Origin of the sequence: Hoylesella pleuritidis, from assembly GCF_963541955.1 — a bacterium.
GTDB lineage: Bacteria > Bacteroidota > Bacteroidia > Bacteroidales > Bacteroidaceae > Prevotella > Prevotella pleuritidis.
Map to the genome: position 1 here is coordinate 1 of NZ_CAUTUT010000006.1, position 23854 is coordinate 23854.

Below are 23854 nucleotides of genomic sequence, written 5' to 3' on the forward strand. Positions count from 1 at the left end.
TAGGAGATATGCAAGTAGTGAATAATTGAATTTCGTTGATGCAAGCGGTAAGAATATCAATTTGCTCATCTGTAAAATCAGATAGAAATGGATTTGTTTCTTTGCCAAGAATGATAGGTTTCTTTTTCTGCCCACATGGTTCATCGTTTACCAAAATTGAAGAGCGAGGCTGAACGGTTTGTACCTCTGTCAATTCATTTCGTTCTATTTCTGCCATAAGATATTTTGCGTAGCGTTCATACAAAATAGCATCGACAAGGTGAGAGAACATCGGCAGGGCATCATTATAGTAGGTATGTGCCTCAATGTACTTCGCATATTCAAATGAAGAAACAGAGAAAGAGGTATATTTCTGTTTTTGTTCTTTGGTCAGTGATTCAAAGAAAGTGCTTTCCCACAAAAAGTCATCATCGTTGTAATATTCCTCTACACATGCAAGAGCAGGATGATACAGATAAATGGAAGATAGTTCATCGGTTATCCGGATATATTCTTTTTGCAAAGTCTCTTTGAACTGTATATTGTTGATGCAACTCTTCTTCCTCAGAATATTTCCAATGAGCACATTGTAGGTCTGAGTAATGCAATAGCTTAATATTCGTTGAATACTGCCAAGCTGTATCTTTAGATTGTCATTTTCCATTTTGCAATTTTCTATGGTGGGTACTATTTACAAAGATAGGGCATTCATTGGAGAAAAAGCCAAGAAAGGGAAATAAACAGAATAAAAGGGAAAAGCTGTCGTTAATTAAATATAAATCTGAGTGGTGAGAAACTATAAAAGTACACCTTTCTCATTGTATTGTTATATAGTACACTTTTAGTACATGCTGAAAAAGAAAAATCCCTTGTAAATCAAAGACTTGCAAGGGATTTGTTGTACCCAGAGCCGGGGTCGAACCGGCACGGATTGCTCCACTGGTGTTTGAGACCAGCGCGTCTACCGATTCCGCCATCTGGGCCTATTTTGGGTGCAAAGATACGCGTTTTTTCTGATATGACAAACTTTTCAACAGAAAAGTTTCAAGGGAATTATAATTATAAGAAGGGAGAATCAATAGTATACAAACGGTGATGGGGAATGACTCATCATATTTGAGGGATAAGATCAACAAACACAGAGAAAAGTTTGGACGTATCGTTTTAATTGTCTAACTTAGTCACGAATTTTAAATCTTGTATGAAAGTATGAGTGAAAATAACCACTTTTGCGTGATTCTGGCAGGAGGAAAAGGAATGCGACTGTGGCCTTGCAGCCGAGAAGTGTGCCCGAAACAGTTCGTCGACTTCTTCGGAACGGGCAGGACGTTATTGCAACAGACGTTCGACAGATTTGCCGGAATCGTGCCACGTGATCACATCTATGTCAATACGAATAAAGATTATGTGCATCTGGTGCGTGAGCAATTGCCCGACCTGAATGTGGAAAACCTGTTGGCGGAGCCCGTTCATCGCAATACGGCACCCAGTATGGCGTGGGCTTGCCACCGAATCTCACGTCGATGCCCTGATGCTGATATCATTGTTACGCCTTCGGACCAACTGATTTTAGATGAGGAAGCATTCAAACAGAATGTTAATGAGGGATTCGTTTTCGTGCAAGCGAACAATTGCCTGCTGACGATGGGCGTTAAACCAACTCGTCCCGAGCCCGGATACGGATATATACAAATCGGTAAGCAGGTAGGCGGAGACCTTTATCAGGTACAGTCTTTCACCGAAAAGCCCGAGCGAGAGTTTGCTCGTCTGTTTATGGAGAGCGGCGAGTTTTATTGGAATACGGGGCTGTTCCTTTCCAATGTACGGTTTCTGAAAACCACGTTTTGCGAGTTGCTGCCCTCCGTTTTGCGTGATTTAGAGGCTGAAAACCCTGATCATACGATCGAAGAAGAGAATGCTTTTATTAAGGAACATTTCTCTTTGTATCCCAATCTGTCCATAGATTATGGCATTTTAGAGAAGTCTGAAGCTGTATATGTAATGAAGTGCGACTTTGGGTGGGCCGATATCGGCACGTGGCACAGCATTTATGAGGCGATGCGTAAGAGTGAAGATGACAATGTTATCATCAACAGCGATGTTTTGTTAGAGGACAGTCACAACAACGTTATCAAGCTCTCAGAGGGTAAGTTAGGGGTTATCAGCGGGCTCGACGGCTATATCGTGGCCGAGAAAGACAATGTGTTGTTCATCTGCAAGAAAGGAGATTCATCGGCATTGGTACGCAAATATGTGAGCGAAGTACAAATGAAGCGGGGCGATGCGTATGTGTAGAGGTGGATGATAAGTTATGAGAGATGAATGATGAAGGATGAGAGGTGACCGATTATTTACAGATCCTCTAATATAATAAGGTATAAGAAATAACGGACAGTATCTGAAAAGATGCTGTCCGTTATGCTGTTATTTCCCGAATTCACTTCGGATTTTGGCCGAAATCTCCTGAAATTCAGCCTCGGAAAGTTTCAACTTGGTTTTGTGGAAGTCCACATCGGCCTCTGAGTCGATAGGAATCAGGTGAATATGAGCGTGAGCCACTTCCAAACCGAGCACCACCTGCGCCACTTTTCGGCACGGGAAAGCCCGCCGAATGGCCTGTGCTACCTGTTTGGCAAATACTTCGAACTCAGCAAGTTCGTCGTCTTCCATATCGAAGATATAGTCAACTTCACGGCGCGGAATAACCAACGTGTGCCCCTTTGCCAGCGGATTGATGTCAAGAAAGGCATAAAATTTATTGTTTTCAGCGCACTTGTAGCTGGGGATTTCACCTACAGCAATTTTAGAAAAGATGTCCATCTCGAATCTGTTTTACGTGAAATGCCCTGTCGGTACCCTCCTGTGAGGATGCCGACAGATGCAAACCATTATTCTATACTGATATTATCGATCCGCAACTTGATGGTACCGCGCGGAATCTTAATTTCCACTTCGTCGCCCACTCGTTTGTTCAGAAGTCCCTGAGCAATAGGAGTGGTGATGGCGATTTTGCCTTCTTTGAGGTTGGCTTCGCTCTCGCTGACGATGGTGTACGTCATTTTCGCCTTGTTCTCCAAGTTGGTCATCTCCACTTTCGACAGAATCTGTACGGTGTCTGCACTCAAACGCGACGTGTCTACAATCTTAGCCTCATTGATAGCGACCTTCAATTTGTTGATCTTATCTTCCAAATGCGCCTGTGCTTCCTTAGCTGCGTCATACTCAGAGTTCTCACTCAGGTCTCCCTTATCACGTGCTTCGGCGATGGCGGCCGATGCTTTCGGGCGCTCGATCGATTCAAGTTGTTTCAGTTCAGCTACGAGTTTATCATAGCCTTCTTGTGACATATAAGCCATAATCGTTATTATTTATATTTGTTCAATGTCTTTCTGCGGATACAATAAAATAAAGAATTCCGACAATTTGCAGTTGCCGGAATTCCGCAGACCTATTATATTACCATGGTTTAACTTTCTGTTGCAAAGGTAATCATTCTTTCCGGAAGTACAAAAGATTTCGGAAAGAAAAACGCTTTCATTATAAATCTTTTACAATTCTCGAATTGATATAAGTCAATAAAATGCAGTAGAAATAATATTGTTTGCGCAAACATTTGGCGATTTGCTCTAAACCGCTTACCTTTGCATCGTGTTTTTCATAGTATTAGATTTAAGGTTAACAAGGTTTGGGACTCAGCGGAGCCCCTTTTTTTATGTCCTTATCGAATCTGCTTCATCTTTATCTCTTTCTGAAAGTAAAGAGGAGATAGACTCCTCTGTATATAATTGAATATCAGTTAGATATAATCTTTCTTGCGATTAACGGTCGCTCACTCGGCGAAAAACCGTTAAACACCCTGCATTTAACGGCTTTTCATCGTATGATTAACCGTTAATTGCGATCTGATTTATATGCACCTGATTTTCAATGAGATACAAGTTCTATTGAATTTTTGCTCTATTGTTTTCCTATTTGAGTCGTAATGGGCTTGTATCTCCTTGCAGGCCGATACGCCGAGTGGTCTCCACAAGGGGACATCAGGTGTCTCTTGCGAGGTAAATTTGAACGCACTCGTGACGCAAGCAGAGCCAACAAGAGGATATCGAGTGTCTGCTTGCCCTTTATTTATGCGCTTTTATCCTCCTATCTGAAATAAAACGGATGAAGGATGAGATATGAGGGACGAACGTTTGTAGGCTATTGTAAGTGCGGATATGCCGATTTGCCCCTATAAAAAGAAAAGGAGTGACCTTCTGTTTGAATATCAATTAAAGAATTATTAATAATTAATGAGCAATCAGATACGGTCCCCCCGGTTCATCCTCTCCTGCTTCCTCGATAGATAAAAGAGAGACGAAAGTAAATGGATAATCATTCTATCAAATCATTATTTTTGAGTATTGCAGCATTGACGGCAACTGTTTACCTTTGCATCCGACACAATTATCATATTAACTAAATATATCACAATGAAAAAATCGACTGTTTTCAGAAATTCAATCGCATTATTTTTCGCCGCATTAGCTATTGTGGCGTGCAGCGATGACAACAATGACACACCTTCAAATGAATCCATTGCCGGAACGTATCAAGGCTGGTCGAAAGTGACTTTCCCCGATATGCCCACCGGAATGGGCTTAGACGGTGAGGCGGTGCAGATCAGTAACAATTCCGACGGTACCGTCAAAGTGGCTTATACATCAAAAGGCGCGTGGGGAACAAGCATCTTCAACAGTGCGACGGTGACTACGGCGAATGGTAAATATCATTTAGTGGGACTCGGAAAGTCGACTATTGAAGGACGCAAAGGTGGCAAAGCGACCGAGTATGACTGTGCACTGACGGGCGAAATTAGCAAAGATAAGAAGATATTCAACCTCATTTTCACACTCAAAGATGTGATGGGCGGTACCAAAATCAGCTTTGCACAGGGGCGAGCTCCGCTCACTTTGCTCGTTGCCAACAGCTATAAAGGCTATACGACAGCATCGAGTAAGTTTTTCCAAAACAAGATAGACAAAGACCAAACCGTTACTGTTGCTGCGAGTGAAGATGCTAAGAGCGTCACCGTGAACTTCAAGTCGAGCACGTGGGGCACTGCTTCGCTCACTGGTGTAACCGTTTCGGCCTCGGGAGAACAATATATCTTAGACGGAAAAGGCACCATCAAGATGGGAATGGGCGGCCAGACGCCGAAAGATTATGAATGTATCTTCCAGGGAAAGATCAGTAAAGACGGTAAGACCTACGGCCTCTCGTTTACGATGCCGGCTGTAATGGGCGGCACAACGGTAACGCTCAAAAACGGCACTGCACCCAAAACGAAAGCTGCCGAGGAGCTGGCAGCCAAGAAAGCAATAGCTGATTTCTTTGCCGGAAAATAAATACTGGGCAACGAAAAGAAATGAAACAGATTGTATACAACCTGTTGATACTAATGCTGTTGGGCACGACTGCACTGTCATTGCAGTCGTGCGACAGCATTTACGACGACCCGTCGGATGTTGTAAGACCCGGTACGGACCAGCCGAACACCTATTCTTATATAGATGCAACGGATTATATCCATTGGATTTACTTAGACTTGAAGACAGGAAAGCAGGTTACGCTGCCCTACACCGACACCCAGTCGATACCCGCCCAATGGCAATTGGCCCTGCACAGGTACGACTGCAAGACTAACGGCGGCCGTGTTTTCGAGACTGAATATACTGATCTGGATGCACTGAAAGCGGCCGCTGAGACTGGTACTTTCGCCCGTCCGAGTAACGATCGGTTTACGCCCGATGAGGCCGACAGCATTATCGTGGATGTGTCTACAATGATGCAAGGCTATCTTACGTATGCCAAAACGCTCAAAAACACCGTTCTCGGTCGCTGGTTGAATGTCGATATGCGCACGATGCCGCCTGTTTATACGCCCTCGAACAAGGTCTATCTCTTGCTGACCGGTGACGGAACGATGGCTGCCATACGCTTTACGGGCTATGCAAATCCCAATAAATATAACGCCAAGGGATATATTTCGTTGAAGTATGTCTATCCGTTGACATTCAAAAATTAATGTTATGAGCAAAAGGTTGCTATCGTTTGTAATGCTCGCAATACTGTTGTCTGCGAGTGTGCGAGCTGCTGTTATCCGCGGTGTCGTGGTGACCGATGGTGAGAAACCGGTGTCGTTCGCTTACATTTCAGTAGAAGGGCGAAGCCAGATAACACAGACCGACAAAGACGGATGCTTCTCATTGGCGCTCGCCGATGGTCGTTACCGACTCACGGCAATGCTGTTGGGCTATCAGAAAACTACGATCGAAGTAACGGCCGCCGGCGAAACCAAGGTCAGAATCTACCTGAAAGAAGATCTGATCAGCCTGAGTACGGTAACCGTTACGGGCACTTTAACACCCAAGACATTGGCCAACACGCCCGTGGTAACGCGTGTTATCACAGCCAATGACATTCAAAAGCTCGATGCTACCAATATTCGCGATGTCTTAGAAGCCGAACTTCCCGGATTGGAATACACCAAAGCGATGGACGGACAGGATGTTCTGACGATGCAAGGACTTGGTGGTCAGTCGCTGTTATTCCTCATTGATGGCGAGCGTTTGGCCGGAGAGACACTCGATAACATTGATTTTCGGCGACTGAATACGGATAACATCGAGCGTATTGAAATCGTCAAAGGGGCCGCTTCGGCATTATACGGGTCGAATGCAGTGGGTGCTGTGGTTAACATCATCACCAAATCGGCCGCCGAACCGTTTACACTTCATTTGAATTCGCACGTCGGCAGCAGGCACGGCAAACAGCGACACGGTAGTGAATTGGGCTTGCACAGAGGTCGGGTAACGAATCTTTTCAACGTACAAACAGACCGATTGGGCTCTTACTTTGCCTTTGATAAAGGCGGAAAAGACAGCACCCGAGTGTACGGTAACCGTCAATGGAACTTCAAAGATAAGCTCTCGTTCCGCATTTCTGACCGATTCGCCCTTACGGGAAAGGCCGGTTATTACTTTCACGAGCGCAACTCGTCAGTAGATAGCCGTGACCGGGCCCGCGATTTCAGTGGGAGTGCACGCTTGGCAGCCCGTTTCGACGATGCAAATGTGCTTGACCTGAGTTACAACTTCGACCGATACGACAAGAGCGACTATTACATCGGACCCCGAAAAGATATTCTCGACTATAAGAATGTGCTGCATTCGCTGCGCGCTTTATTCACGCATACATTCCAAAAGAGCCTTGCGCTCACCCTCGGCGGCGACCTTTCAGACAACTATCTCAAGTCTTATCAGTTCTCGGAAGACGGTTCTCACAGCCAAGTAACGGCCGATCTCTTTGCACAAGCCGACTGGACAATCGACAAGCGGTGGACTGTTGTAGGTGGATTGCGCGGTGATTACTTCTCGGGTTACGGTTGGCAGCTCACGCCGAAACTTGCAACGATGCTGGCATTAGGGCGTTTGAAGCTGCGCGGTTCTTACTCGCGAGGGTTCCGTGCACCGTCGCTCAAAGAGCGATATACCGACTTCAATATGGCGAATATCTTCAAAATATACGGCAATAAAGACCTGAAAGCCGAGACAAGTCATAGTTTTTCTGCCTCGGGAGAGTACGTTCACCGCCACTATTGCTTCACTTTGACGGGCTATTACAATATACTCAACAACGAAATCACCACACTTTGGGATCAAACAAGAGACAATGGGCGCGGGGCAATGGTCTATCGCAATATCGAAGGTACCGACTTGGCCGGCATTGACCTGTCGGTCATTGCGCGATATGCCTGCGGTGTCGGGGCGAAAGTGTCTTATGCGTATTTCCACGAGTTCCCGCGCGGCGGCCGACTCAATACTTCCGACTCGCGACCGCATACGTTTACCGCACAAATCGATTATCGACGCACGTTCCGAAACTATGCATTCGACATCGTACTCAACGGTCGTTACCTTTCCGTTAACCATTACCACACACTGGCTCGCGATTATGCAACGTACGTTCCGGCCTCATCGCCAGCCTATTCGCTGTGGAAACTCATCCTGCGTCAGCGCTTTTACAACGCCGTCGACATTACATTGGGCATAGATAATCTGTTTAATTATCGGCCCGCTCGCTATCAATACAACTCGCCTCTTACCACAGGCACTACGCTGACAGCCACTGTCGGTGTAGCGTTAGAACGTCTTGCGAAACTGTTTTAAAGGTAAAAATCACTGTTAGTCATTATAAAATAAAAGGTTTACGGCACAGGGACAGCCCCGTAGTCGTAAACCTTTATTCATTGAAAAACAATTTTCGACAAACCGATCAACAATCGAATCTAAGCGATAGTCACCTCTTTGTCTAAGTAAACATCCTGCACAGCGTTGAGCAACTCAATGCCTTCGGCCATCGGTTTTTGGAAAGCCTTGCGCCCACTGATGAGTCCCATTCCGCCGGCTCGCTTGTTAACAATAGCCGTTACGACTGCATCCTTCAAGTCGGAAGCACCGTGCGACTCGCCACCGGAATTGATCAGGCCCACGCGTCCCATATAACCGTTGGCCACTTGATAGCGACACAGGTCGATAGGATGGTCTGTCGTGAGTTCGGTATACACCTTTTCGCTGGTCCGTCCGAAGCCGATGGCTTTGAAACCGCCATTGTTTGAGGGCAGCTTTTGTTTCACAATGTCGGCCTTAATGGTTACACCGAGATGATTAGCTTGGCCTGTCAGGTCGGCAGAACTATGATAATCGACGCCGTCTTTCTTAAAAGCGTTGTTGCGAAGATAGCACCATAGGATGGTTGCCATACCCAACTCGTGGGCGTACTCGAATGCTTCGGCTACCTCAATGAGTTGCCGCCGACTTTCTTCTGACCCGAAATAGATGGTCGCTCCGACAGCAACGGCACCCAGATTCCACGCTTCTTTCACCGTGCCGAACATCACTTGATCATAGGAATTAGGGTAAGTGAGAAGTTCGTTGTGATTGAGTTTCACCACAAAAGGTATCTTGTGGGCATACTTACGGGCCACGGCGCTCAGCACACCGAACGTAGAAGCCACAGCGTTACAGCCCCCTTCGATAGCCAACTTGACGATATTCTCTGGGTCGAAATAAAGCGGATTGGGGGCGAAAGAGGCTCCGGCAGAGTGCTCGATGCCCTGATCTACGGGAAGAATGGAGACATATCCCGTATGGGCCAGCCGTCCGTGCCCGTACAATTGTTGCAGACTCTCGATGGTGCGAATGTTGCGATCAGAGTCCAACCACACCCTTTCGATGATGTCTTTACCCGGAAGATACAGCAGACTCTTGTCTATTGTCTTGCACTCGTGGCGCAGATAGTATTCCGCTTCCTTGCCTAACAAATCTGTAATCTTACTCATTTGCTTAATGATTTTATATGTCGTATCATCCCGATATGGGATAACAGGGGCAAAAGTAGCATAAAAACGGCAATCCGTCAATACCTGCTTGTAGGTATTTTTTTTGTGTATAGTAGGCAAGAGTAGACTACTTTACCTTCCGTTTAATGTCTTTTCACGCCACAATTAGTAGTTAATCGTGATCTGTTTTATATATATCTGATAATCAAATATATACGAATGCTTTTTGCTTCCACCTCCTAAGGGAGAGGGGGTGGGGTGAGGCTCTGTCTCGTCTACTGTCTTTTGTCAACCGTTACTTGGTAGGCTTGTCCCCGTTCTACTTCTATTTTCAGGCGACAAGCAGATTCTAAGGTTGTTTTAAGTCGTCGGATGAGAGTGTGAAGAGTTTCGCCGGGGTTGTCTTTCTTAGGCCATAGCGCTGTGCAGATTGCTGTTCGGGAGAGGCGATGACCGTCGGCACGAAGGAACATTTGCATCAGTTGTGTCTGCATTGGGGTGAGATGCACCAACTCGTGATGCTTGTTGAAGAATGCGGAAGCCGTTGTCGAATAGGTGAGTTCGCCGTAAAAAGACAGTGGATTGCAGACTTCGACTCGGCGTTTTTTCTCATATAGTGTTGCGAAAGCGGCCCAGAAGACGGTCAGCAGCAGCAAAACGAGTGGCAGACGCTGGTCGGAGATGCTGAAAATGGTGGCTGTGGAGCAGTTGGCATAGGCTCGCAGACCGATGAAATGGGCCGAATTGGACATCGACAGCGTTTTGCTGCACGTCGTGTCGCTGTTTTCGCCGTACAGACAATAGGCCAATGAGGCGCGACTTTTCAGCTGATTGATGGTCAGATGGCGTCGATATGTGCGGAGCGTATCGGGTGTCAGCTCTTCGTTCGGGTGTTCCTGCACGGTTAAAGTGAGTGCCCGGTTGAGATCATTTACGATTCGCCGCTCTGCCTTCCGATAGCATTCGAGGCTGGAAAAGACCGATGAAATGGCGAAAAATAGAAAGATTGCGACAGATATTTGTGGTTTCATTGTGTTGGAGGAGTAAGGAGTTTTGGAGTAAGAAGTGAGTAATTGTGTAGTAAAGAGTGAGTAATTTAGTTGTGAGGAGTTTAGAGTGATATGAAGTGTTTTAGTTTTAAGTTGATGAGTCGGTGGTTGTGAGGTGTGCGTTTGTCTGCTTTTAAGGCTGTGCTCGGAACTGTTTTTGCGGGTGTTCACTAAGAACCGACGAGCGAAGGAAGCAGAACGCGCAGACCTTTTTACACGATCGGCAACGAGATTCCGTTGATTTTCTGGTATATGTCGAGTGCATATACATCGGTCATACCGCTGATATAGTCGATGACCGACATAATGCGGGTTTCCAGATCGGGGCTGTTGATGTCGTATTGGCTGCTGAACCGGCGGATTAGTTGCTGTGAATAGAATCGATCGGGGGTAACGGCTGCCCCGATAAACGTCTCCATCAGCGTCTCCATTATCTTGTAACCGCTCAGCTCTACGTCTAAAACGGGCTTGCTGTGATAGATTTTCCCGTAAGACTTCTGCGTGCAACTGCGATATGCCTCGCGTTGATGCGGGCGGATATGGTCGATAAGACAGCCCTCGAACGTGCCTGAGAGGATGGCCGACTCGTTATCGACGAAAGCATCGACACATTCGTTTTCGAGTTTGCCTACGGCACAGGCGCGCATATAAACCACCTTTTCGTTGTTGTCGGTAACACCTTCGTCGATGATGCGCTGCCGTATTTGGTGCTGCATTTCCTCGTCGAAGAAGCCCAAGAGCAGGCTTTCGGTTTCCTCGAACGATAGAATTCTCAGCTTATGCGAGTCTTCAATGTCCATTATTTCATAGCAGATGTCATCGGCGGCCTCTACCAAATAGACCAGTGGATGGCGTGCATAGCGAAGCGGTTCGCCTGGTTCCGACTTGCAAAAAATGCCCATTTCATCGGCAATTTTCTGAAAAACGGGCGCCTCTGATGTGAAAAAACCGAACTTCTTGTGTCGCCCTGCCAAGCTACTCACAAACGGATATTTCACAATGCCGGCCAATGTGGAGTAAGTCATTACGAACCCACCCTCTCGCCGACCGTTGAACCGGTGTGTCAGCAGACGAAACGCGTTGGCATTTCCCTCGAAATGCGTGATGTCCGACCAAAAATCGGCACTCAATTTGTCTTTGAGATATTGCCCGTTTCCCTCTGTAAAGAACGTTTGTATAGCCTTTTCGCCGCTGTGTCCGAACGGAGGATTGCCCATATCGTGAGCTAAACACGCGGCGCTTACAATCGTTCCGATCTCCTCGAAAAGCGTACCTGCAAGTCCGGGATGATGTTCTTTCAGCTTGGAAGCAACGTCATTGCCCAGCGACATACCCACAGAGGCCACCTCTAAACTGTGAGTCAGACGGTTGTGAACGAACACGCTGCCGGGTAAAGGAAACACCTGCGTCTTGTTTTGCATCCTTCTGAACGGCGCTGAGAAGATTAGTCGATCATAGTCGCGCTTGAATTCAGACCGATCATCGTGGCGTTCGGCGTGTCGATATTCCTGTCCTAATCGTTTGTTAGATATGAGTTTGCTCCATTCCATCGTCTTTTTTGTCATTTGAATAACGCTTTTGCAAATATACGAAAATAATTCCATTCGCATCCGTTTGCCCGTTTTTATTTGCTGTTTTTAGGCAGAAGACATCCGATTTCACATTTTATTCGCTATCTTTGCGAAATAATTCGTAACGAAAAAGTTCGCAAATGGAGAATCCATTCAAATTCGGAACAGTGGTCGATGGTGATTATTTCACCGACCGGACACAAGAATTGGTCTATGTGAAGCAGGTCTTAGACAGTCGGAATCATTTGGTATTGATCAGTCCGCGGCGGTTTGGCAAGACAAGTTTGGTGCTGAAAGCTGCCAAGGAAACTGCTCGCCCGGTACTGTTTTTAAACTTCGAGACCGTGACGGACACGCGAGATCTTGCCGCGGCTCTGCTCAAACGGCTGTTCAAACTATATCCGATGGAGCGCCTGCGGCACCTGATGCGCAGCTTCCGGTTCGTTCCCACCATCTCGATGAGTGCCGTGGGCGACAGTGTCGACGTGTCGTTTATGCCCCGAATCGATGAAAACGTCGTGCTCGAAGATGCATTCGCGCTGATGGAAAAGGTGAGCGACGAGCGGCGGCTGATCGTCGTTTTCGATGAGTTTCAGGAGGTAAACGCCATCGAGAGCAAGCTGGATTGCACGCTGCGGGCCATTATGCAGATGCAGCATAACATCAATTACGTGTTATTAGGCAGCCAAGAGGGGATGATGCGAGAGATTTTTGAGCACAAGCATTCGCCTTTTTATCATTTCGGAACGGTGATGACCATCGGCCGAATACCTGCTGCTGATTTTGCCGATTTCATCGAGACGCGCCTCGATTCATTCGGAGGTGTCGACGTCAGGACCGTTGCTGAGAATATTATTCGCTTCACTTCGTGCCACCCTTATTATACGCAGAAGTTGGCTTTTCACGTCTGGAACCTGCTCAATCAGGGTGAGCGGACGGGCAATGTCGTCGAAAATGCTGTCCGATTGTCGAATATCATTCACGACATCGACTACGAGCGGCTGTGGCAGAGCTTTAACAAGACTGATAAAAAGATTCTCAAATGGATGGCGCACAATGCGTCGTCGCCCCTAACTTCGGTCGAAACGGGGATGCCTGCAAGCACTGTTTTCAGCGCGTTGAAACGGATGATGCGCAGTGGGTTCATCGTAAAAGGAGAGCGGTACGGCGTCGAAGATCCGTTTTTTGCCCGCTGGATTCAGGACAAAATGTGATGTGTGAAAGTCTACCTCGACCCTTCCGAAAGAGGAGGAGATGCGAAAAGAGTAAGATAAAAAGATTTTCTTGTAAATATGCTGATAGTCAGTTTGTTACAGGGATGTGAGAGCTGGCCTGCATCGAGCCGTTAATCATCGTACAAGTAATGGTTGGTTGCCTGGCGATTAACGGCTCAATGCAGGTCGATTGACGGCATATTGCCCGGCTCTGGATGAAGCAACGTGCCGGCAAGCTGATGAGTGGGCAAGAGAGTCTTCATATTTTGCCTTGTTTGATTGCCGTTTTCTTATCGTCGGTGCTGTATTTGATACGGAAGTTATGGGACTTGGTGCGTCGCATTTCGCCTTGTTAATCTTGTTTAAAACAATGCCGGGAGGTTTGTTTCTCATTCTCAAAAAGACTACTTTTGTGTAATCTTGCGTGCCCTCTCGGGCCGGTAAAGCGTAAGAAAGTATGACGATACGGATTGGTCGGCAACATCTTGCCGTTCTTTTTATGCCAAACGATGTGATGAAAAAAACTATTTTATTGTTTGCGATGTGTGCGCTCGGACTGTGGGCAGCGGCGCAACGGAGCGGGAAAACGGCGGAGTCGCTTGAGAAACAGGGGCTTGTCGATGTGCGGAAGTTGGATAAATCGATTTTTGTTTCGCTGATGTATGCCCGTGCTGACAACTTTACGGGCAGCGTACTCTATGGCGATCTGCGTGAGGCTTACCTGCATCCGCAGGCGGCCGAGGCGTTGGTCAAAGCCCAGCGACGGCTGAAAGCATTGCGCCCCGACCTGAGTCTGAAAGTGTATGATGCCGCGCGGCCGATGACGATACAGCAACGGATGTGGGATAAGGTGAAAAACACGCCGAAGGATTTCTATGTAAGCAATCCCGCTCACGGCGGCGGGCTCCACAATTACGGGTTGGCCGTGGACATTACGCTGTGTGATCTCCGCGGCGACAGCCTTCCGATGGGTACCCGCGTGGATGCGATGACGCCGCTCTCGCATATCGATCGCGAGGCAGAACTGGTCGCCGCCCGTCGAATCAGTCGTCAGGCACAACTCAACCGCGAACTCCTACGCTCTGTGATGCAGTTTGCCGGCTTCCGTCCGCTTCGTACCGAGTGGTGGCATTTCAACTTCCGGACGCGTGCGCAGGCCAAGAAATACTATCGGGTAATTGAGTGAGAATGGCCGAAAGACGAGTAGAGAAGCACGAGATGTTTGATCCCGCAACCTTAGATTTCATTCGACAGCACGCCGATGATGACGTTCGACTGTTGGCTTTGCAGGCAACACGCTGGCCGGCCGTGGACATTCGGCGGGCGATCGACCAGATTGCGGGGCGCCGGACGGCACGAACCAAATTGCCGTCGTGGGCTGCCATAGAGGGTATTGTCTATCCGCCGCATCTCTCGATGGAGCAATGTTCATCGGAACAAACGGCTGTTTACAAGGCTGATGTGGCCCGACGGCTGGGCGGCGAATCGTTTGTCGATCTCACGGGCGGATTCGGTGTGGATTTTGCTTTTATTGCACGCAGATTCCGACAGGCCGTTTATGTGGAGCGACAGGCGAATCTGTGTGAGGTGGCCCGCCATAATTTCGGGTTACTCGGACTGTCGCAGGCACGCGTGGTGTGTGCCGACGGCATTGTGTTTCTGCGTGAAACAGAGCCTGTGGGGCTGATTTTCATTGATCCGGCACGGCGCAATGACCACGGCGGAAAGACTTTTGCCATTGCCGACTGTACGCCCGATATCAGTAAAATGGTGCCCGAACTGCTTGAAAAAGCGGCTCATATATTGGTGAAACTGTCGCCGATGCTCGACTGGCATAAGGCTGTTGCCGACTTAGAAAGCACGGTGTGCGCGGTGAGCGAAGCGCATATCGTGGCTGTGAAAAACGAGTGTAAGGAGTTGCTTTTAGTGCTTTCGCGGAGACGAAAACACGAAGACGAGGTGTTGCGGGTGGTCTGTGTGAACGACGGCAACGTTTTTTCTTATACGGAAGACGACGCAAACGGTAGCTGCTTGCAACTTTTCGGGGGAGAATTTCACGGCGGAATGCATCTCTATGAGCCGCATTCCGCCGTGATGAAAGCCGGTTGTTTCGGCTTGCTTTCCACTCTTTTCAATGTTGAAGCTGTTGCGCACGACTCTCATTTGTTCGTCTCCGGAGAGCTCGTTCCTGCCTTCCCAGGGCGCCGTTTTCGTGTAGATGCTGTGACTTCGATGAACAAAAAGATGCTCAAAAAAGCCCTTGCAGGTATCAGCCAGGCCAATATCGCCGTGCGTAATTTCCCGCTTTCCGCTGTCGAACTGCACCGCCGGCTTCGCCTGAAAGACGGTGGCGATGTCTATCTCTTTGCTACCACCGATGCCGTTGGCCGCCATTGGTTGCTTGTTTGCAGCAAGGCGGGGTAGGGAATTAGTTTAAAATCGGATAGGACCGAACCGTAATACCGATGCGTATTTCCCGTTCTGACGGAACTGGTAGATGGTGAAAAGTCGTCCGTTGTCTACTGGCGAGTTTCCGCCTTTATAAAAAGGTGCACCGTCATCTTCGATATCCATCGACAAGTCGGGATAATTGGTCTCCATTTTCTTGGCGATCGATTGTGTGAAACGCTGTGCGCTGCCTTTATCTTTCGATAAAACTGTGAATCGGGCTTCGTTGAGCACGACGTCGCCCGACTTGCTTTGTCCGAATTTGAAGCTCACTTGCTGGAACAGAATGCCCATATACTTCTTGTTGGCGTAGACCAGTTGGTCGTCGGTAGCGGTGGTCGGCTTACCGAATTGGGCCTCAATTTGTTGTACGGCCTGCGCATAGGCCATGCCGAATGTCACTCCTGACACATTTGCTTCTTGCTTTGCGCTTGCCGTTATTGATAAGACCAGCGCAAAGGCAAGGGTGAATAGTTTTTTCATTGTTTTTGTTTATCGTATGATTTTGTGCCGCGAAGTTACTCAAAAAAGTTTGAATGACCAAGCGTTTGTCGGAGAAATAGGGACATAGATGCCTGGAAATGAGGAAGCGGAAAGAGTGAAACAGTTGCTCTTTGAGTTTTCCGACTTCTGCCAATCAATTGAAAAACTATTTAAAAAGCGGCTGACTCCGTTTGTGAATCAGCCGCCTTTATTTTGTACTTTCTGTCGATTTATTCCTCGACAACTGAGAAATCGTCTTTGCCTACGCCGCAGAGCGGGCACACCCAGTCGTCGGGGATGTCTTCAAAGGCCGTTCCGGGTTCGATGCCGCTGTCAGGATCGCCTGTTGCTGGGTCGTAAATATAACCGCAGACATCGCAAATGTACTTCTTCATAATGTCGTTGTTTTTAATTGTTGGTAATTCTATTGTTCGCTGTAATCTATTGTTTTGACTGCAAAATTCGTTCCACACAGTCTACAATCTGCACGGGAGCGATGTCGTAAAGACACGCATAGTCGCCGCGCCGACAGGGTTTGTTGCCGTAAATGGAACACGGGCGGCAGGGCAGATCCGTCTGAACGGCATTGTCGGCCGACTGGTTCCAGCCCATAAATCCTGCAAAAGGATGGGTTGCCCCCCACACGCTCACCACCTGTGTGCCCGTGAGTGAGGCCAGATGCATATTGGCACTGTCCATCGAAATCATTACATCGAGATGACTCATCAGGATGAGCTCTTGCGCCAGACCTGCCAACGTGTCGGGCACATTGACACACTGCGGCTTGCGCGCAACGATATCGGCGAGTTGTTTTCGTTCGGTTTCGCCGCCTCCGAAGAGAAATATCCGGCACGAGGGATGCCTTTTTATCAGCAGCTCAATCACCTCCTCCATCTTCGGGAGCGGGTAAATCTTGCCTTTGTGGGCGGCAAATGGTGCAATGCCAATCCATTGGCGGAAAGGCTTCTTGGGGCCGACGACTGTGGAAAGGAGTGTCAAATCGCCTCTGCCTGCGGGGAAAACAGACCGGAAATCGAGCTCTACGGGATAACCCAAGCGTGCAAATACGTCGGCATAATTTTGAAAAGAGGTGGGTTGTTGCAACAACTTCTTATCGTGTTCCGCGGTGAGTTGTCGCTTCCCTCGGCGGTGTTTATCGATGTGTGCCACTCTGTTGCGGCTGAGATTGAATCGCAGTCGCAGGTATTTCGATCGCAACACGTCGTGCAGGTCGGCCACGGCCGTGAAGTGCTTGGCTGCCAGTCGGCGGTAGAGCGCATTGAGTCCGCTCACACCGTGATACTCTTTTTTGATGTCGGCCGCCATAAAACTGACGTTGGGCGGCATCTGCTCGAAGAGTACACGGGCGAAAGGCCGACTCAAAATGGTGATGCGCACCTCGGGATATTGCTTGGCTAAGGAGCTGATTACGGGCACGGTCATTGCCACATCGCCGATGGCGGAGAATCGAATGACGAGGATGTGCTCGGTTTTCATTTCTTGGCGTAAAGCACGGGATTGGTGGACGGGTCGTTGTACATCTTCATCTGTCTGTAAACTTTCATATATTTCCGTCCTGCCTCGATGTCGTCGAGCAACTGGTCGATGGCCGTTCCGAGGTCAGTTTGCTGTTCGAGCAGCACGTTCAGTTTGGCTCTGCACTTGTCTGTGTGTGCTTTGTCGGCGTCAGCGCGCTCAGCCTGTTCGCGCATATGGTAGATTTTGAGGGCCAGGATTGACAATCTGTCCACGGCCCAAGCCGGACTCTCGGTGTTGATACGCGCATCCGGCAGCACGTTTACGTCGGCGTACTTCTGGCGGAAATGGCTGTCGATCTGCTCCACAAGGTCGGTTCGGTCTTGATTGGAAAGGTCTATGCGGCGTTTTAGCGACAAGGCATCGGCAGGATCGATGTGCGGATCGCGGATGATGTCTTCTAAATGCCACTGCACCGTGTCGATCCAACATTTCAGGTAAAGTCGGTTGTTGATGGACTCTCTGTCGTACGGGTTGTTGATCGGTGTGTCCACGTTGTCTTTCACGTGATAGTCTTCAATGGCCTGATTGAAAATCTGATTACAGTTTTCGCTAAATGACATTTCTTTGTGTGGTTTTGATTTCTATTGCAAATATAGAAAATTAAACGTTCACGGCAAAGGAAAAGCATTGTTTTTTACTTTTTTAGGGATTTAACAGACGATTTTCGGTAATTCTTATATTTGGATTTTACCGAAATATCGGCTATATTTGCACAGTAGAATCAAACTATTATTGTAACCGTGCGTGAAAGTCCTAATGAAAGTAAAATGCGTTTGTTAAATAAGACTCTCAAAGAGTTTTCTAAGAAAGAACTGGTTTGAGAATAGGTTCGATACTGCGGAAGACGTAAGCAGGGCGATTGCGCACGGTGCGGGTGTGCAACAGATGGGCGTGCAGGGCTGTGAGCTTGGTCATCAAGAGCTGATAGTTGGCTTGGGTGACGCGTTTGGCCACACGCGATGAGGCTTCGGTACTGAACCCGAAGTAGCGGGTGAGCATCTGAATCACTTGTTCGCGACGAGCTTCGGTCAGTTCGTCGGAATCGCTATCTGTCTGAATCACGTGCAGAAGCACGGTCTGCGGTTCGCCGTTCGGCGTTTTCCCAGCACGCAGACACTCGATGCGGACGTGCAGATCGCTGCGGCCCTCCTTGGCGAGTCGGTGCAAGTCGGCCTCGGCCGGGCGCAATACGCGGCGCAGAAGATCAGAAAACCGACTGTAAGAGTGGTCCAATCGCAACAGACTCCGAAGCTCGGCGACGGGCAACGCGCGGAATCCCTGCCGTGCTGAATGAGCTGCCAACATATAGAGATGGGGTGCATAGCGGACGCGACAGCCGAAAACAGCGTCTATACGGAGATGATGATACCCCGTTTCTAACCCGCAGACAGCCACGGCCACAGCTTCGTGGAGAGCCACAAGAGCTGCGTTGTTATAGAGATTGTCCTCGAATCGTACGGCGGTCAACAGACTCTTATAACGGCAGAGCTGCTTGCCCTCGTTGGTCATAACGGGCAGATCCACAGGTAGTTGCGTCATTTCAACGATTGCCTGTTGCAGTTCGGCATAATGATTGGGTGCGATGCCTGTTTCGCTCAGTCTGAATCGGATGAGGATGCAGCCGTTTTCATTGACCTCGGAAAGACGGAAAAGTCCGTGCTTCAGGCTGCGTCGGCCGTTGAGCACGTCGTAAAGCACAGGCTGTAAATGGCGTACAATGACCACGAGCACACGCATTTGCATGAGCAGATAGCAGTGGTGCATCATCGTCAGGGCCGTAGGGAAGAGGATTCCCTGCAATTGTTTGGGAGTGAGCTCGTTCATATACGGTCGGTTTGGCGGTGTGACTTGCGGCAGCGAATGAACCTTGACAGCGGATCGGCATCGGCTCCTGTGCCCAGCATCAGCCGATAACGTTCCAGCAGCGGACGCATAAACGTACCTTTGCGAGCATTGGCGCGGTTGACGTAAGCACGCGGATTGGCGGGCGGCGCGATGTGAAAAATGGTGCAGGTGCGGTGTACGAGCTCGCTGAAAGAAGGTCTTTGACCCAGCTCATCGTAAGCTGACCCGTCGGAAAATACGATGTGTGCAGCCTCTAATAGGTCTGTCTTGGTGCCCGTCCAATGGAGCCCGTCGTCGGGCGAAGCGTTGAGCAGTCGCACGAATGCGTGTACGAGGTGTTGTCGTGCGTGCTCCGTGAGTTGTTTTTCACATACCGCGTTGTCGGTCATTCTCAGAGTTTCGTTTTGTTTCATCTTTCTTTTCGTGGTTTTAAATTATTGTTTTTCCGCATTCTCTCATTTGAATTTGCTTGCAAAAGTACGGCAGAAGATAGAACGAAAAGTTCACTTAACAGAGATTAATAGTTAAAGATTGCGGGCAGAAAAAGGGCTGCCGCCATCTGAAATCGATGTGCGGCAGCTCCTGATGGTTCCCGTTCGCCCGTCCGGCGGCGACGCTTTTGTAGGAAAATGCAGTAAAACTTTGTTCACGGTTATTGTTTTCCGGCTTGGAGAGCCGGTTCCACGCCTGGAAACTTACGGCGCATTTCTGCGCGGATCGTGCGGTCGGGGGAATGCGTTGGCGACAGGGCGGCTACTTATCTCAACTCAACCTCGAGGGGCTGTACAATGATCCGCGTAGCGGATGCGCCATTGACAGGGCCCTATTGGGCGCGAAGCGAATAACTGTTGAACGTTAGCCATCACCCACTACCACACAATTCAAAATACACAAAAAATCATCCGCATAGCGGATGTGCTGTTGGCAGGGCACTGTTGGGAGCGAAGCGGACAACGGTGCCTAAATCATTGCGGCTCGTCTCAACGCTGCAAGCGTTGTGCTTTTTCCTATTCGGCGGCGCATTGGGATTTTCATTGCGTTGCATAAGATGACAAATTGAGTATTGAAATACAAAACAGCGCAACGCTTATAGCGTTGAATCAAATACATCCCATCAGGCACCGTTGTCCGCTTCGCTCCCAACAGTGCCCTGGTAACAGCGCATCCGCTATGCGGATGAACACGTGATGGGGCGGCGCCACAGAGTGTCGGCACTGGTATACGTCTCATTTGGGACGAGAGGAATAGGGGAGTGTGGAATGGGGAGGAAGAAGATGTTGTGAGGGGACAATTGTTGGATGTGAAACCCGACATAAAGTTGAACCGCGAGCGTGTTCCGCAGTGGTGAGGAAGCATTTGTTATAGTGTGAAACCCGACACAAAATTAAACTGCGAAGGATTTTCGGCTGGGCGAGAGGGAAATTGTTGCGGAGGCTGAAAAGCAGTGTTTTGGTGGATGATTGACGGCTTTTCAGGGGGCGAAAGACCATTAATTGCGGGGTGAAGAAGGGTTGATGGAGAGTAGAATTGCAGTCGGTTGGCGAAAAAAGTGTCGCGAATTAACTAATTATTACAAATCTTTACAAGTTCCCGAGTTGTCGTAACGTGGCAAAATATGTTCCCTGTTTGTCGCAACAATGTTCCCTATTTGTCGTAGAAAAGTTCCCGATTTGTCGCCAAGATGTTCCCTTTTAGGTTTATTTGACATTGTAATTCATTGATTATCAGTTTGTTTCAAGGTCCTAATAAATATAGATAAATAGATTATAATTGATCAAAAGGTTTTTGAGACGAGTGTTGTTGTTGTCTTTTTCTTTTTTCCTTGCGGAACGGATGTTAATAAGTATAAATTTTGGAAGGCCGCGCCCGGGATGGACCGACGTATTCGCGCGCGCGATATGATGCGGGAAAATAAGCTCTGACGATCAATTTATCCAAAGCATTGGCAGGGAAAGAGGGAGAGGAAGGGGCTTATAGGTAAGATTGGGGATCTGATTTCTTAGTACTTCGAAATGGCTTTCAACGCTTCATCGCTATAGGTTATGCTGTACATACTCACAAAGTCTCAAACAAAGCTATCGAATCTTCGAAAATCTTACAGGTAATGCCTTTCCCCTTTCTGTAATCTTCTCTTGCTTGCGCTATTTTCTTCTTGAATTCATCACTGACAACTAAATCACTGTTATGGATAGGGGTAAGCATATACGATTTATCCTTACCACGATGGATAATGACCTCCTCGCCTGCATCGACCTTGTTTAAAACCAAAGGCTGCTTTTCCCTGAACTCTCGGGTTGTGAAATTTAATACTGCCATAATTTGGCATATTTTAATGATACTGCAAAGATATGGGAAGTTATCAACACGACCAAATGGTACACCGCAATAAAACGTAATAAAATTAATGAAAGTCTTTCCCTGGGGGTGTTTTTTTAGTTTTCCTCCTTTCGTTTCCACTCCCACTTTCGGGTCTATCGAACGGCGTTTGTTATAAACCTTGACGAGCGGTCCCTCCTCCTTCTCTCCCCGAAAGGGGGAGAGAAGGGGGGAAGGAGAGGCCCTTAAAGAAAGAGAAATCGATGTCTTACGACTCCAGAAGGGGAGAGAAGGGGAAACGAGAGGATGTAACGCCGGCCCCTCTCGACTCTTTTTGGAGAGAGGGCGGGGGTGAATCTTTACCGATTGAATATCTGTTTGTGTATCGCACGGAAGTTTCGGCGGGTGAGATTTTGGGCGTATCTTTGCCGGCGATAAACTAAATGCCAAACGATATGAACACAATCAATTATCCGGATCCGGCTCGCCTGCTCGAATTCAAGCCACAGTCCACCGGCAACGTACAAGTTACGGAAACACAACCGACGGTCGCAGCCGACCGAAAACTCGGAAACTTAACCTTTCAGGAACTTCAACTCTTGCTCACACCGCATTTCTCGCTCTGGGAAATGGTGCGCTCGGGCACGGCCATCCGCTTGGGAATCGACAACAGACCGCAGCCGGAACACATCGCGCGGATGCGTGCCCTGTGTGAGAATGTGCTCGAACCACTGCGCCGAAAGTTCGGTGTGATCCGCATCACAAGCGGTTTTCGTTGTCCTGCACTCAATCGGGCCGTCCACGGTGTGCGCCATTCGCAGCACCTCTACGGTGAAGCCGCTGATATTCACGTGCCCAATCGCCGTGCGGCGCAGCGCCTGTTCGAGTTCATCCGCCACTCGCTGCCTTTCGACCAACTGCTTTTGGAGCGTATCAACGGTTGCGGAACGGGTTGGATTCACGTGAGTTATCGCAGCGATCGGGGACCTAATCGGGAGCTGGCCAATAGCAACTTTCAAGCTCTTTATCCTTTCATCCCTTCGTCTTCAAGGCCTGACAACAGCTTATCCGATGCTGACTTTTAATCTTTTAATCCTTTCATTGCTTTGTCTTTTCATCTTTTTCGCTTGTTATCTCTACGTGTATCGCATCATTGCTTGACATCGCTTGCAGAATGTTGTATCTTTGCATCGCAGTTCGGGACAATCCCGATGCATAGTAAACTTTATTTTTTAACCATTTAAAACATTAAAAATTATGCCTATTCTTTACAGAATGCATCAAGACAACAGAAAGAACAGTGCTCACAAAGGCAAGTGGTATGCCCGCGCTGTGATGAACGGAACCGTAGGAATCGACGAGGTGGCCGAGGTGATGCAGCGCAACTGTACGCTGAAAAAGAGCGACATCCGTGCCGTGATAGCCGAACTCGTGGAGACGATGCAGGACTTTTTGCAAAACTCGATGCGGGTGAAACTCGACGGACTGGGTTCGTTCAAGATCGGATTGAAGACCAAAGCAGCCGACAAGCCCGAAAATTTCAATGCGGGTACCAACGTCGTCGGTATGCGGGTGAACTTTCAGCCCGAGGTTACCATCGGCAAAAACGGCGTGCGTCGGCAGGCGTTGCTCACCGGTGCTAAGGTGCAGGAGACCAGCCGCAATACCGTAGACTCGCGCAAAAAGAAGAAACCCAAGGCAGGGGGCGGTACTCCCTCGCAGCCTTAAGCAATGCCGGGCGACCGGACCGAAACGATGAGTCCGGTCGCCGTCTGAAACAATCAATCTCACTTTCATTAATCATCTAAACCATCAAACACAAATGAGTAAAATCAATCTTACGGGCTGGAAGCTCGTCATCAAAGTCATAGTGGCGCTTGCCACGGCCCTGCTCGGGGTATTGGGAGCACAGGAATTGGGCGGCAATGAGGCTTGACGACCGTCTGCGCAGGCTTATCCTGGTTCTGCGCATCATTCTGCTTCTCGTGTCGATCGTGGCCGTAATCAGCTGTTCCCTTCTGATCGGCTGAG

The 23854-nt window shown here is 48.5% G+C and carries 26 protein-coding genes and 1 tRNA gene; 12 read left to right on the plus strand and 15 right to left on the minus strand.

The window, feature by feature from the left end; translation table 11 throughout:
- Together RWY97_RS03495 and RWY97_RS03500 are read right to left on the minus strand one after the other, a co-directional pair.
- Positions 1 to 643: hypothetical protein (locus RWY97_RS03495; RefSeq protein WP_315565550.1), on the minus strand; the 643-nt coding region annotated here is incomplete at its 3' end.
- Positions 644 to 880: 237 nt separating this feature from the next.
- Positions 881 to 962, minus strand: a tRNA-Leu gene (locus RWY97_RS03500).
- A gap of 226 nt (positions 963 to 1188) precedes the next feature.
- Between RWY97_RS03500 and RWY97_RS03505 the strand changes: the two genes are divergently transcribed.
- Positions 1189 to 2274, plus strand: coding sequence for a mannose-1-phosphate guanylyltransferase (locus tag RWY97_RS03505; protein WP_315565552.1), 1086 nt, complete (start codon positions 1189 to 1191; stop codon positions 2272 to 2274).
- Positions 2275 to 2403: 129 nt separating this feature from the next.
- Here RWY97_RS03505 and RWY97_RS03510 read toward each other — a convergent pair whose 3' ends face one another.
- Positions 2404 to 2799, minus strand: a complete 396-nt coding sequence (locus RWY97_RS03510; protein ID WP_315565554.1) for an HIT family protein — start codon at positions 2797 to 2799, stop codon at positions 2404 to 2406.
- A gap of 68 nt (positions 2800 to 2867) precedes the next feature.
- Entirely contained in the window at positions 2868 to 3335 is a 468-nt protein-coding gene (gene greA / locus RWY97_RS03515; protein ID WP_021584001.1) for a transcription elongation factor GreA, read from the minus strand.
- 1113 nt (positions 3336 to 4448) lie between these two features.
- Here greA and RWY97_RS03520 point away from each other — a divergent pair.
- Genes RWY97_RS03520 through RWY97_RS03530 form a run of 3 tightly spaced genes read left to right on the plus strand, consistent with a single transcriptional unit; the run spans position 4449 to position 8186 of the window.
- Positions 4449 to 5363 carry a calycin-like domain-containing protein gene (locus RWY97_RS03520; protein ID WP_024992379.1) on the plus strand — a complete coding sequence of 305 codons (915 nt, stop codon included), beginning with the start codon at positions 4449 to 4451 and terminating at the stop codon, positions 5361 to 5363.
- Positions 5364 to 5383: 20 nt separating this feature from the next.
- On the plus strand, positions 5384 to 6043 hold the full coding sequence (locus tag RWY97_RS03525; RefSeq protein WP_021583975.1) for an HmuY family protein: 660 nt from the start codon (positions 5384 to 5386) through the stop codon (positions 6041 to 6043).
- 4 nt (positions 6044 to 6047) lie between these two features.
- Entirely contained in the window at positions 6048 to 8186 is a 2139-nt protein-coding gene (locus RWY97_RS03530) for a TonB-dependent receptor (RefSeq protein ID WP_315565555.1), read from the plus strand.
- Positions 8187 to 8305: 119 nt separating this feature from the next.
- On the opposite strand, the gene RWY97_RS03535 is transcribed toward RWY97_RS03530, so the two are convergent.
- From RWY97_RS03535 to dgt, 3 genes are all read right to left on the minus strand, one after another.
- The gene (locus RWY97_RS03535; protein WP_315565557.1) at positions 8306 to 9358 is read right to left on the minus strand and encodes a class I fructose-bisphosphate aldolase; all 1053 of its coding nucleotides are present in this window, start codon (positions 9356 to 9358) and stop codon (positions 8306 to 8308) included.
- A 275-nt stretch (positions 9359 to 9633) separates the two neighbouring features.
- On the minus strand, positions 9634 to 10389 hold the full coding sequence (locus RWY97_RS03540; protein ID WP_021583986.1) for a helix-turn-helix domain-containing protein: 756 nt from the start codon (positions 10387 to 10389) through the stop codon (positions 9634 to 9636).
- Between the two features lie 230 nt (positions 10390 to 10619).
- Positions 10620 to 11957 (minus strand): dGTP triphosphohydrolase, encoded by a 1338-nt coding sequence (gene dgt / locus RWY97_RS03545; protein WP_315565665.1) that lies wholly within the window; start codon positions 11955 to 11957, stop codon positions 10620 to 10622.
- A 161-nt stretch (positions 11958 to 12118) separates the two neighbouring features.
- Between dgt and RWY97_RS03550 the strand changes: the two genes are divergently transcribed.
- The 4 genes from RWY97_RS03550 (at position 12119) to RWY97_RS03565 (ending at position 15616) form a co-directional block, all read left to right on the plus strand.
- Positions 12119 to 13192, plus strand: coding sequence for an AAA family ATPase (locus RWY97_RS03550; protein WP_315565558.1), 1074 nt, complete (start codon positions 12119 to 12121; stop codon positions 13190 to 13192).
- A 215-nt stretch (positions 13193 to 13407) separates the two neighbouring features.
- Positions 13408 to 13548 (plus strand): hypothetical protein, encoded by a 141-nt coding sequence (locus RWY97_RS03555; protein ID WP_314079213.1) that lies wholly within the window; start codon positions 13408 to 13410, stop codon positions 13546 to 13548.
- A gap of 158 nt (positions 13549 to 13706) precedes the next feature.
- Complete coding sequence (locus tag RWY97_RS03560; protein ID WP_051305242.1) at positions 13707 to 14378, plus strand: M15 family metallopeptidase; 672 nt, start codon at positions 13707 to 13709, stop codon at positions 14376 to 14378.
- Between the two features lie 2 nt (positions 14379 to 14380).
- Positions 14381 to 15616, plus strand: a complete 1236-nt coding sequence (locus tag RWY97_RS03565; protein ID WP_315565560.1) for a THUMP-like domain-containing protein — start codon at positions 14381 to 14383, stop codon at positions 15614 to 15616.
- A 9-nt stretch (positions 15617 to 15625) separates the two neighbouring features.
- Here RWY97_RS03565 and RWY97_RS03570 read toward each other — a convergent pair whose 3' ends face one another.
- From RWY97_RS03570 to RWY97_RS03595, 6 genes are all read right to left on the minus strand, one after another.
- Positions 15626 to 16123 carry a hypothetical protein gene (locus tag RWY97_RS03570; protein ID WP_315565562.1) on the minus strand — a complete coding sequence of 166 codons (498 nt, stop codon included), beginning with the start codon at positions 16121 to 16123 and terminating at the stop codon, positions 15626 to 15628.
- 230 nt (positions 16124 to 16353) lie between these two features.
- Positions 16354 to 16518 (minus strand): rubredoxin, encoded by a 165-nt coding sequence (gene rd, locus RWY97_RS03575; RefSeq protein ID WP_081760585.1) that lies wholly within the window; start codon positions 16516 to 16518, stop codon positions 16354 to 16356.
- Positions 16519 to 16564: 46 nt separating this feature from the next.
- Entirely contained in the window at positions 16565 to 17620 is a 1056-nt protein-coding gene (locus RWY97_RS03580) for a glycosyltransferase family 9 protein (RefSeq protein ID WP_315565565.1), read from the minus strand.
- Positions 17617 to 18222, minus strand: coding sequence for a DUF4254 domain-containing protein (locus tag RWY97_RS03585; protein ID WP_024992372.1), 606 nt, complete (start codon positions 18220 to 18222; stop codon positions 17617 to 17619). Before RWY97_RS03585 ends, RWY97_RS03580 begins: the two co-directional genes overlap by 4 nt.
- A gap of 241 nt (positions 18223 to 18463) precedes the next feature.
- The gene (locus RWY97_RS03590) at positions 18464 to 19486 is read right to left on the minus strand and encodes a replication initiation protein (RefSeq protein WP_315565567.1); all 1023 of its coding nucleotides are present in this window, start codon (positions 19484 to 19486) and stop codon (positions 18464 to 18466) included.
- Positions 19483 to 19920 (minus strand): hypothetical protein, encoded by a 438-nt coding sequence (locus RWY97_RS03595; RefSeq protein WP_024992370.1) that lies wholly within the window; start codon positions 19918 to 19920, stop codon positions 19483 to 19485. Before RWY97_RS03595 ends, RWY97_RS03590 begins: the two co-directional genes overlap by 4 nt.
- 320 nt (positions 19921 to 20240) lie before the next feature.
- Here RWY97_RS03595 and RWY97_RS03600 point away from each other — a divergent pair, with 320 nt between their 5' ends.
- Entirely contained in the window at positions 20241 to 20366 is a 126-nt protein-coding gene (locus RWY97_RS03600) for a hypothetical protein (protein WP_315565570.1), read from the plus strand.
- Between the two features lie 101 nt (positions 20367 to 20467).
- Here the strand turns inward: RWY97_RS03600 and RWY97_RS03605 are convergent, their stop codons facing one another.
- Both RWY97_RS03605 and RWY97_RS03610 read right to left on the minus strand, forming a co-directional pair.
- Positions 20468 to 20737 carry a hypothetical protein gene (locus RWY97_RS03605; RefSeq protein ID WP_315565571.1) on the minus strand — a complete coding sequence of 90 codons (270 nt, stop codon included), beginning with the start codon at positions 20735 to 20737 and terminating at the stop codon, positions 20468 to 20470.
- Between the two features lie 825 nt (positions 20738 to 21562).
- A complete protein-coding gene (locus tag RWY97_RS03610) occupies positions 21563 to 21823 on the minus strand; it encodes a hypothetical protein (protein WP_315565572.1) in 261 nt (86 codons plus the stop codon).
- A gap of 455 nt (positions 21824 to 22278) precedes the next feature.
- On the opposite strand from RWY97_RS03610, the gene RWY97_RS03615 reads away from it, so the two are divergent.
- The 3 genes from RWY97_RS03615 (at position 22279) to RWY97_RS03625 (ending at position 23759) form a co-directional block, all read left to right on the plus strand.
- Complete coding sequence (locus RWY97_RS03615; protein ID WP_315565574.1) at positions 22279 to 22908, plus strand: D-Ala-D-Ala carboxypeptidase family metallohydrolase; 630 nt, start codon at positions 22279 to 22281, stop codon at positions 22906 to 22908.
- Positions 22909 to 23080: 172 nt separating this feature from the next.
- Positions 23081 to 23551, plus strand: a complete 471-nt coding sequence (locus tag RWY97_RS03620; RefSeq protein WP_021584071.1) for an HU family DNA-binding protein — start codon at positions 23081 to 23083, stop codon at positions 23549 to 23551.
- Between the two features lie 94 nt (positions 23552 to 23645).
- The gene (locus RWY97_RS03625) at positions 23646 to 23759 is read left to right on the plus strand and encodes a smalltalk protein (protein WP_155944351.1); all 114 of its coding nucleotides are present in this window, start codon (positions 23646 to 23648) and stop codon (positions 23757 to 23759) included.
- Positions 23760 to 23854 lie beyond the last annotated feature (95 nt).

What these genes read in the sequence shown, in the direction of transcription:
- RWY97_RS03625 (WP_155944351.1), top strand. Translation starts at nt 23,646, where the DNA reads ATGAGTAAAATCAATCTTACGGGCTGGAAGCTCGTCATCAAAGTCATA.
- RWY97_RS03555 (WP_314079213.1), top strand. Translation starts at nt 13,408, where the DNA reads ATGAAGCAACGTGCCGGCAAGCTGATGAGTGGGCAAGAGAGTCTTCAT.
- RWY97_RS03565 (WP_315565560.1), top strand. Translation starts at nt 14,381, where the DNA reads ATGGCCGAAAGACGAGTAGAGAAGCACGAGATGTTTGATCCCGCAACC.
- rd (WP_081760585.1), bottom strand. Translation starts at nt 16,518, where the DNA reads ATGAAGAAGTACATTTGCGATGTCTGCGGTTATATTTACGACCCAGCA.
- RWY97_RS03610 (WP_315565572.1), bottom strand. Translation starts at nt 21,823, where the DNA reads ATGGCAGTATTAAATTTCACAACCCGAGAGTTCAGGGAAAAGCAGCCT.
- RWY97_RS03590 (WP_315565567.1), bottom strand. Translation starts at nt 19,486, where the DNA reads ATGAACGAGCTCACTCCCAAACAATTGCAGGGAATCCTCTTCCCTACG.
- RWY97_RS03535 (WP_315565557.1), bottom strand. Translation starts at nt 9,358, where the DNA reads ATGAGTAAGATTACAGATTTGTTAGGCAAGGAAGCGGAATACTATCTG.
- RWY97_RS03505 (WP_315565552.1), top strand. Translation starts at nt 1,189, where the DNA reads ATGAGTGAAAATAACCACTTTTGCGTGATTCTGGCAGGAGGAAAAGGA.
- dgt (WP_315565665.1), bottom strand. Translation starts at nt 11,957, where the DNA reads ATGGAATGGAGCAAACTCATATCTAACAAACGATTAGGACAGGAATAT.
- RWY97_RS03520 (WP_024992379.1), top strand. Translation starts at nt 4,449, where the DNA reads ATGAAAAAATCGACTGTTTTCAGAAATTCAATCGCATTATTTTTCGCC.
- RWY97_RS03600 (WP_315565570.1), top strand. Translation starts at nt 20,241, where the DNA reads ATGCGTTGGCGACAGGGCGGCTACTTATCTCAACTCAACCTCGAGGGG.
- RWY97_RS03620 (WP_021584071.1), top strand. Translation starts at nt 23,081, where the DNA reads ATGCCTATTCTTTACAGAATGCATCAAGACAACAGAAAGAACAGTGCT.
- RWY97_RS03525 (WP_021583975.1), top strand. Translation starts at nt 5,384, where the DNA reads ATGAAACAGATTGTATACAACCTGTTGATACTAATGCTGTTGGGCACG.
- RWY97_RS03585 (WP_024992372.1), bottom strand. Translation starts at nt 18,222, where the DNA reads ATGTCATTTAGCGAAAACTGTAATCAGATTTTCAATCAGGCCATTGAA.
- greA (WP_021584001.1), bottom strand. Translation starts at nt 3,335, where the DNA reads ATGGCTTATATGTCACAAGAAGGCTATGATAAACTCGTAGCTGAACTG.
- RWY97_RS03540 (WP_021583986.1), bottom strand. Translation starts at nt 10,389, where the DNA reads ATGAAACCACAAATATCTGTCGCAATCTTTCTATTTTTCGCCATTTCA.
- RWY97_RS03550 (WP_315565558.1), top strand. Translation starts at nt 12,119, where the DNA reads ATGGAGAATCCATTCAAATTCGGAACAGTGGTCGATGGTGATTATTTC.
- RWY97_RS03615 (WP_315565574.1), top strand. Translation starts at nt 22,279, where the DNA reads ATGAACACAATCAATTATCCGGATCCGGCTCGCCTGCTCGAATTCAAG.
- RWY97_RS03510 (WP_315565554.1), bottom strand. Translation starts at nt 2,799, where the DNA reads ATGGACATCTTTTCTAAAATTGCTGTAGGTGAAATCCCCAGCTACAAG.
- RWY97_RS03560 (WP_051305242.1), top strand. Translation starts at nt 13,707, where the DNA reads ATGAAAAAAACTATTTTATTGTTTGCGATGTGTGCGCTCGGACTGTGG.
- RWY97_RS03595 (WP_024992370.1), bottom strand. Translation starts at nt 19,920, where the DNA reads ATGAAACAAAACGAAACTCTGAGAATGACCGACAACGCGGTATGTGAA.
- RWY97_RS03605 (WP_315565571.1), bottom strand. Translation starts at nt 20,737, where the DNA reads ATGAGACGTATACCAGTGCCGACACTCTGTGGCGCCGCCCCATCACGT.
- RWY97_RS03580 (WP_315565565.1), bottom strand. Translation starts at nt 17,620, where the DNA reads ATGAAAACCGAGCACATCCTCGTCATTCGATTCTCCGCCATCGGCGAT.
- RWY97_RS03570 (WP_315565562.1), bottom strand. Translation starts at nt 16,123, where the DNA reads ATGAAAAAACTATTCACCCTTGCCTTTGCGCTGGTCTTATCAATAACG.
- RWY97_RS03530 (WP_315565555.1), top strand. Translation starts at nt 6,048, where the DNA reads ATGAGCAAAAGGTTGCTATCGTTTGTAATGCTCGCAATACTGTTGTCT.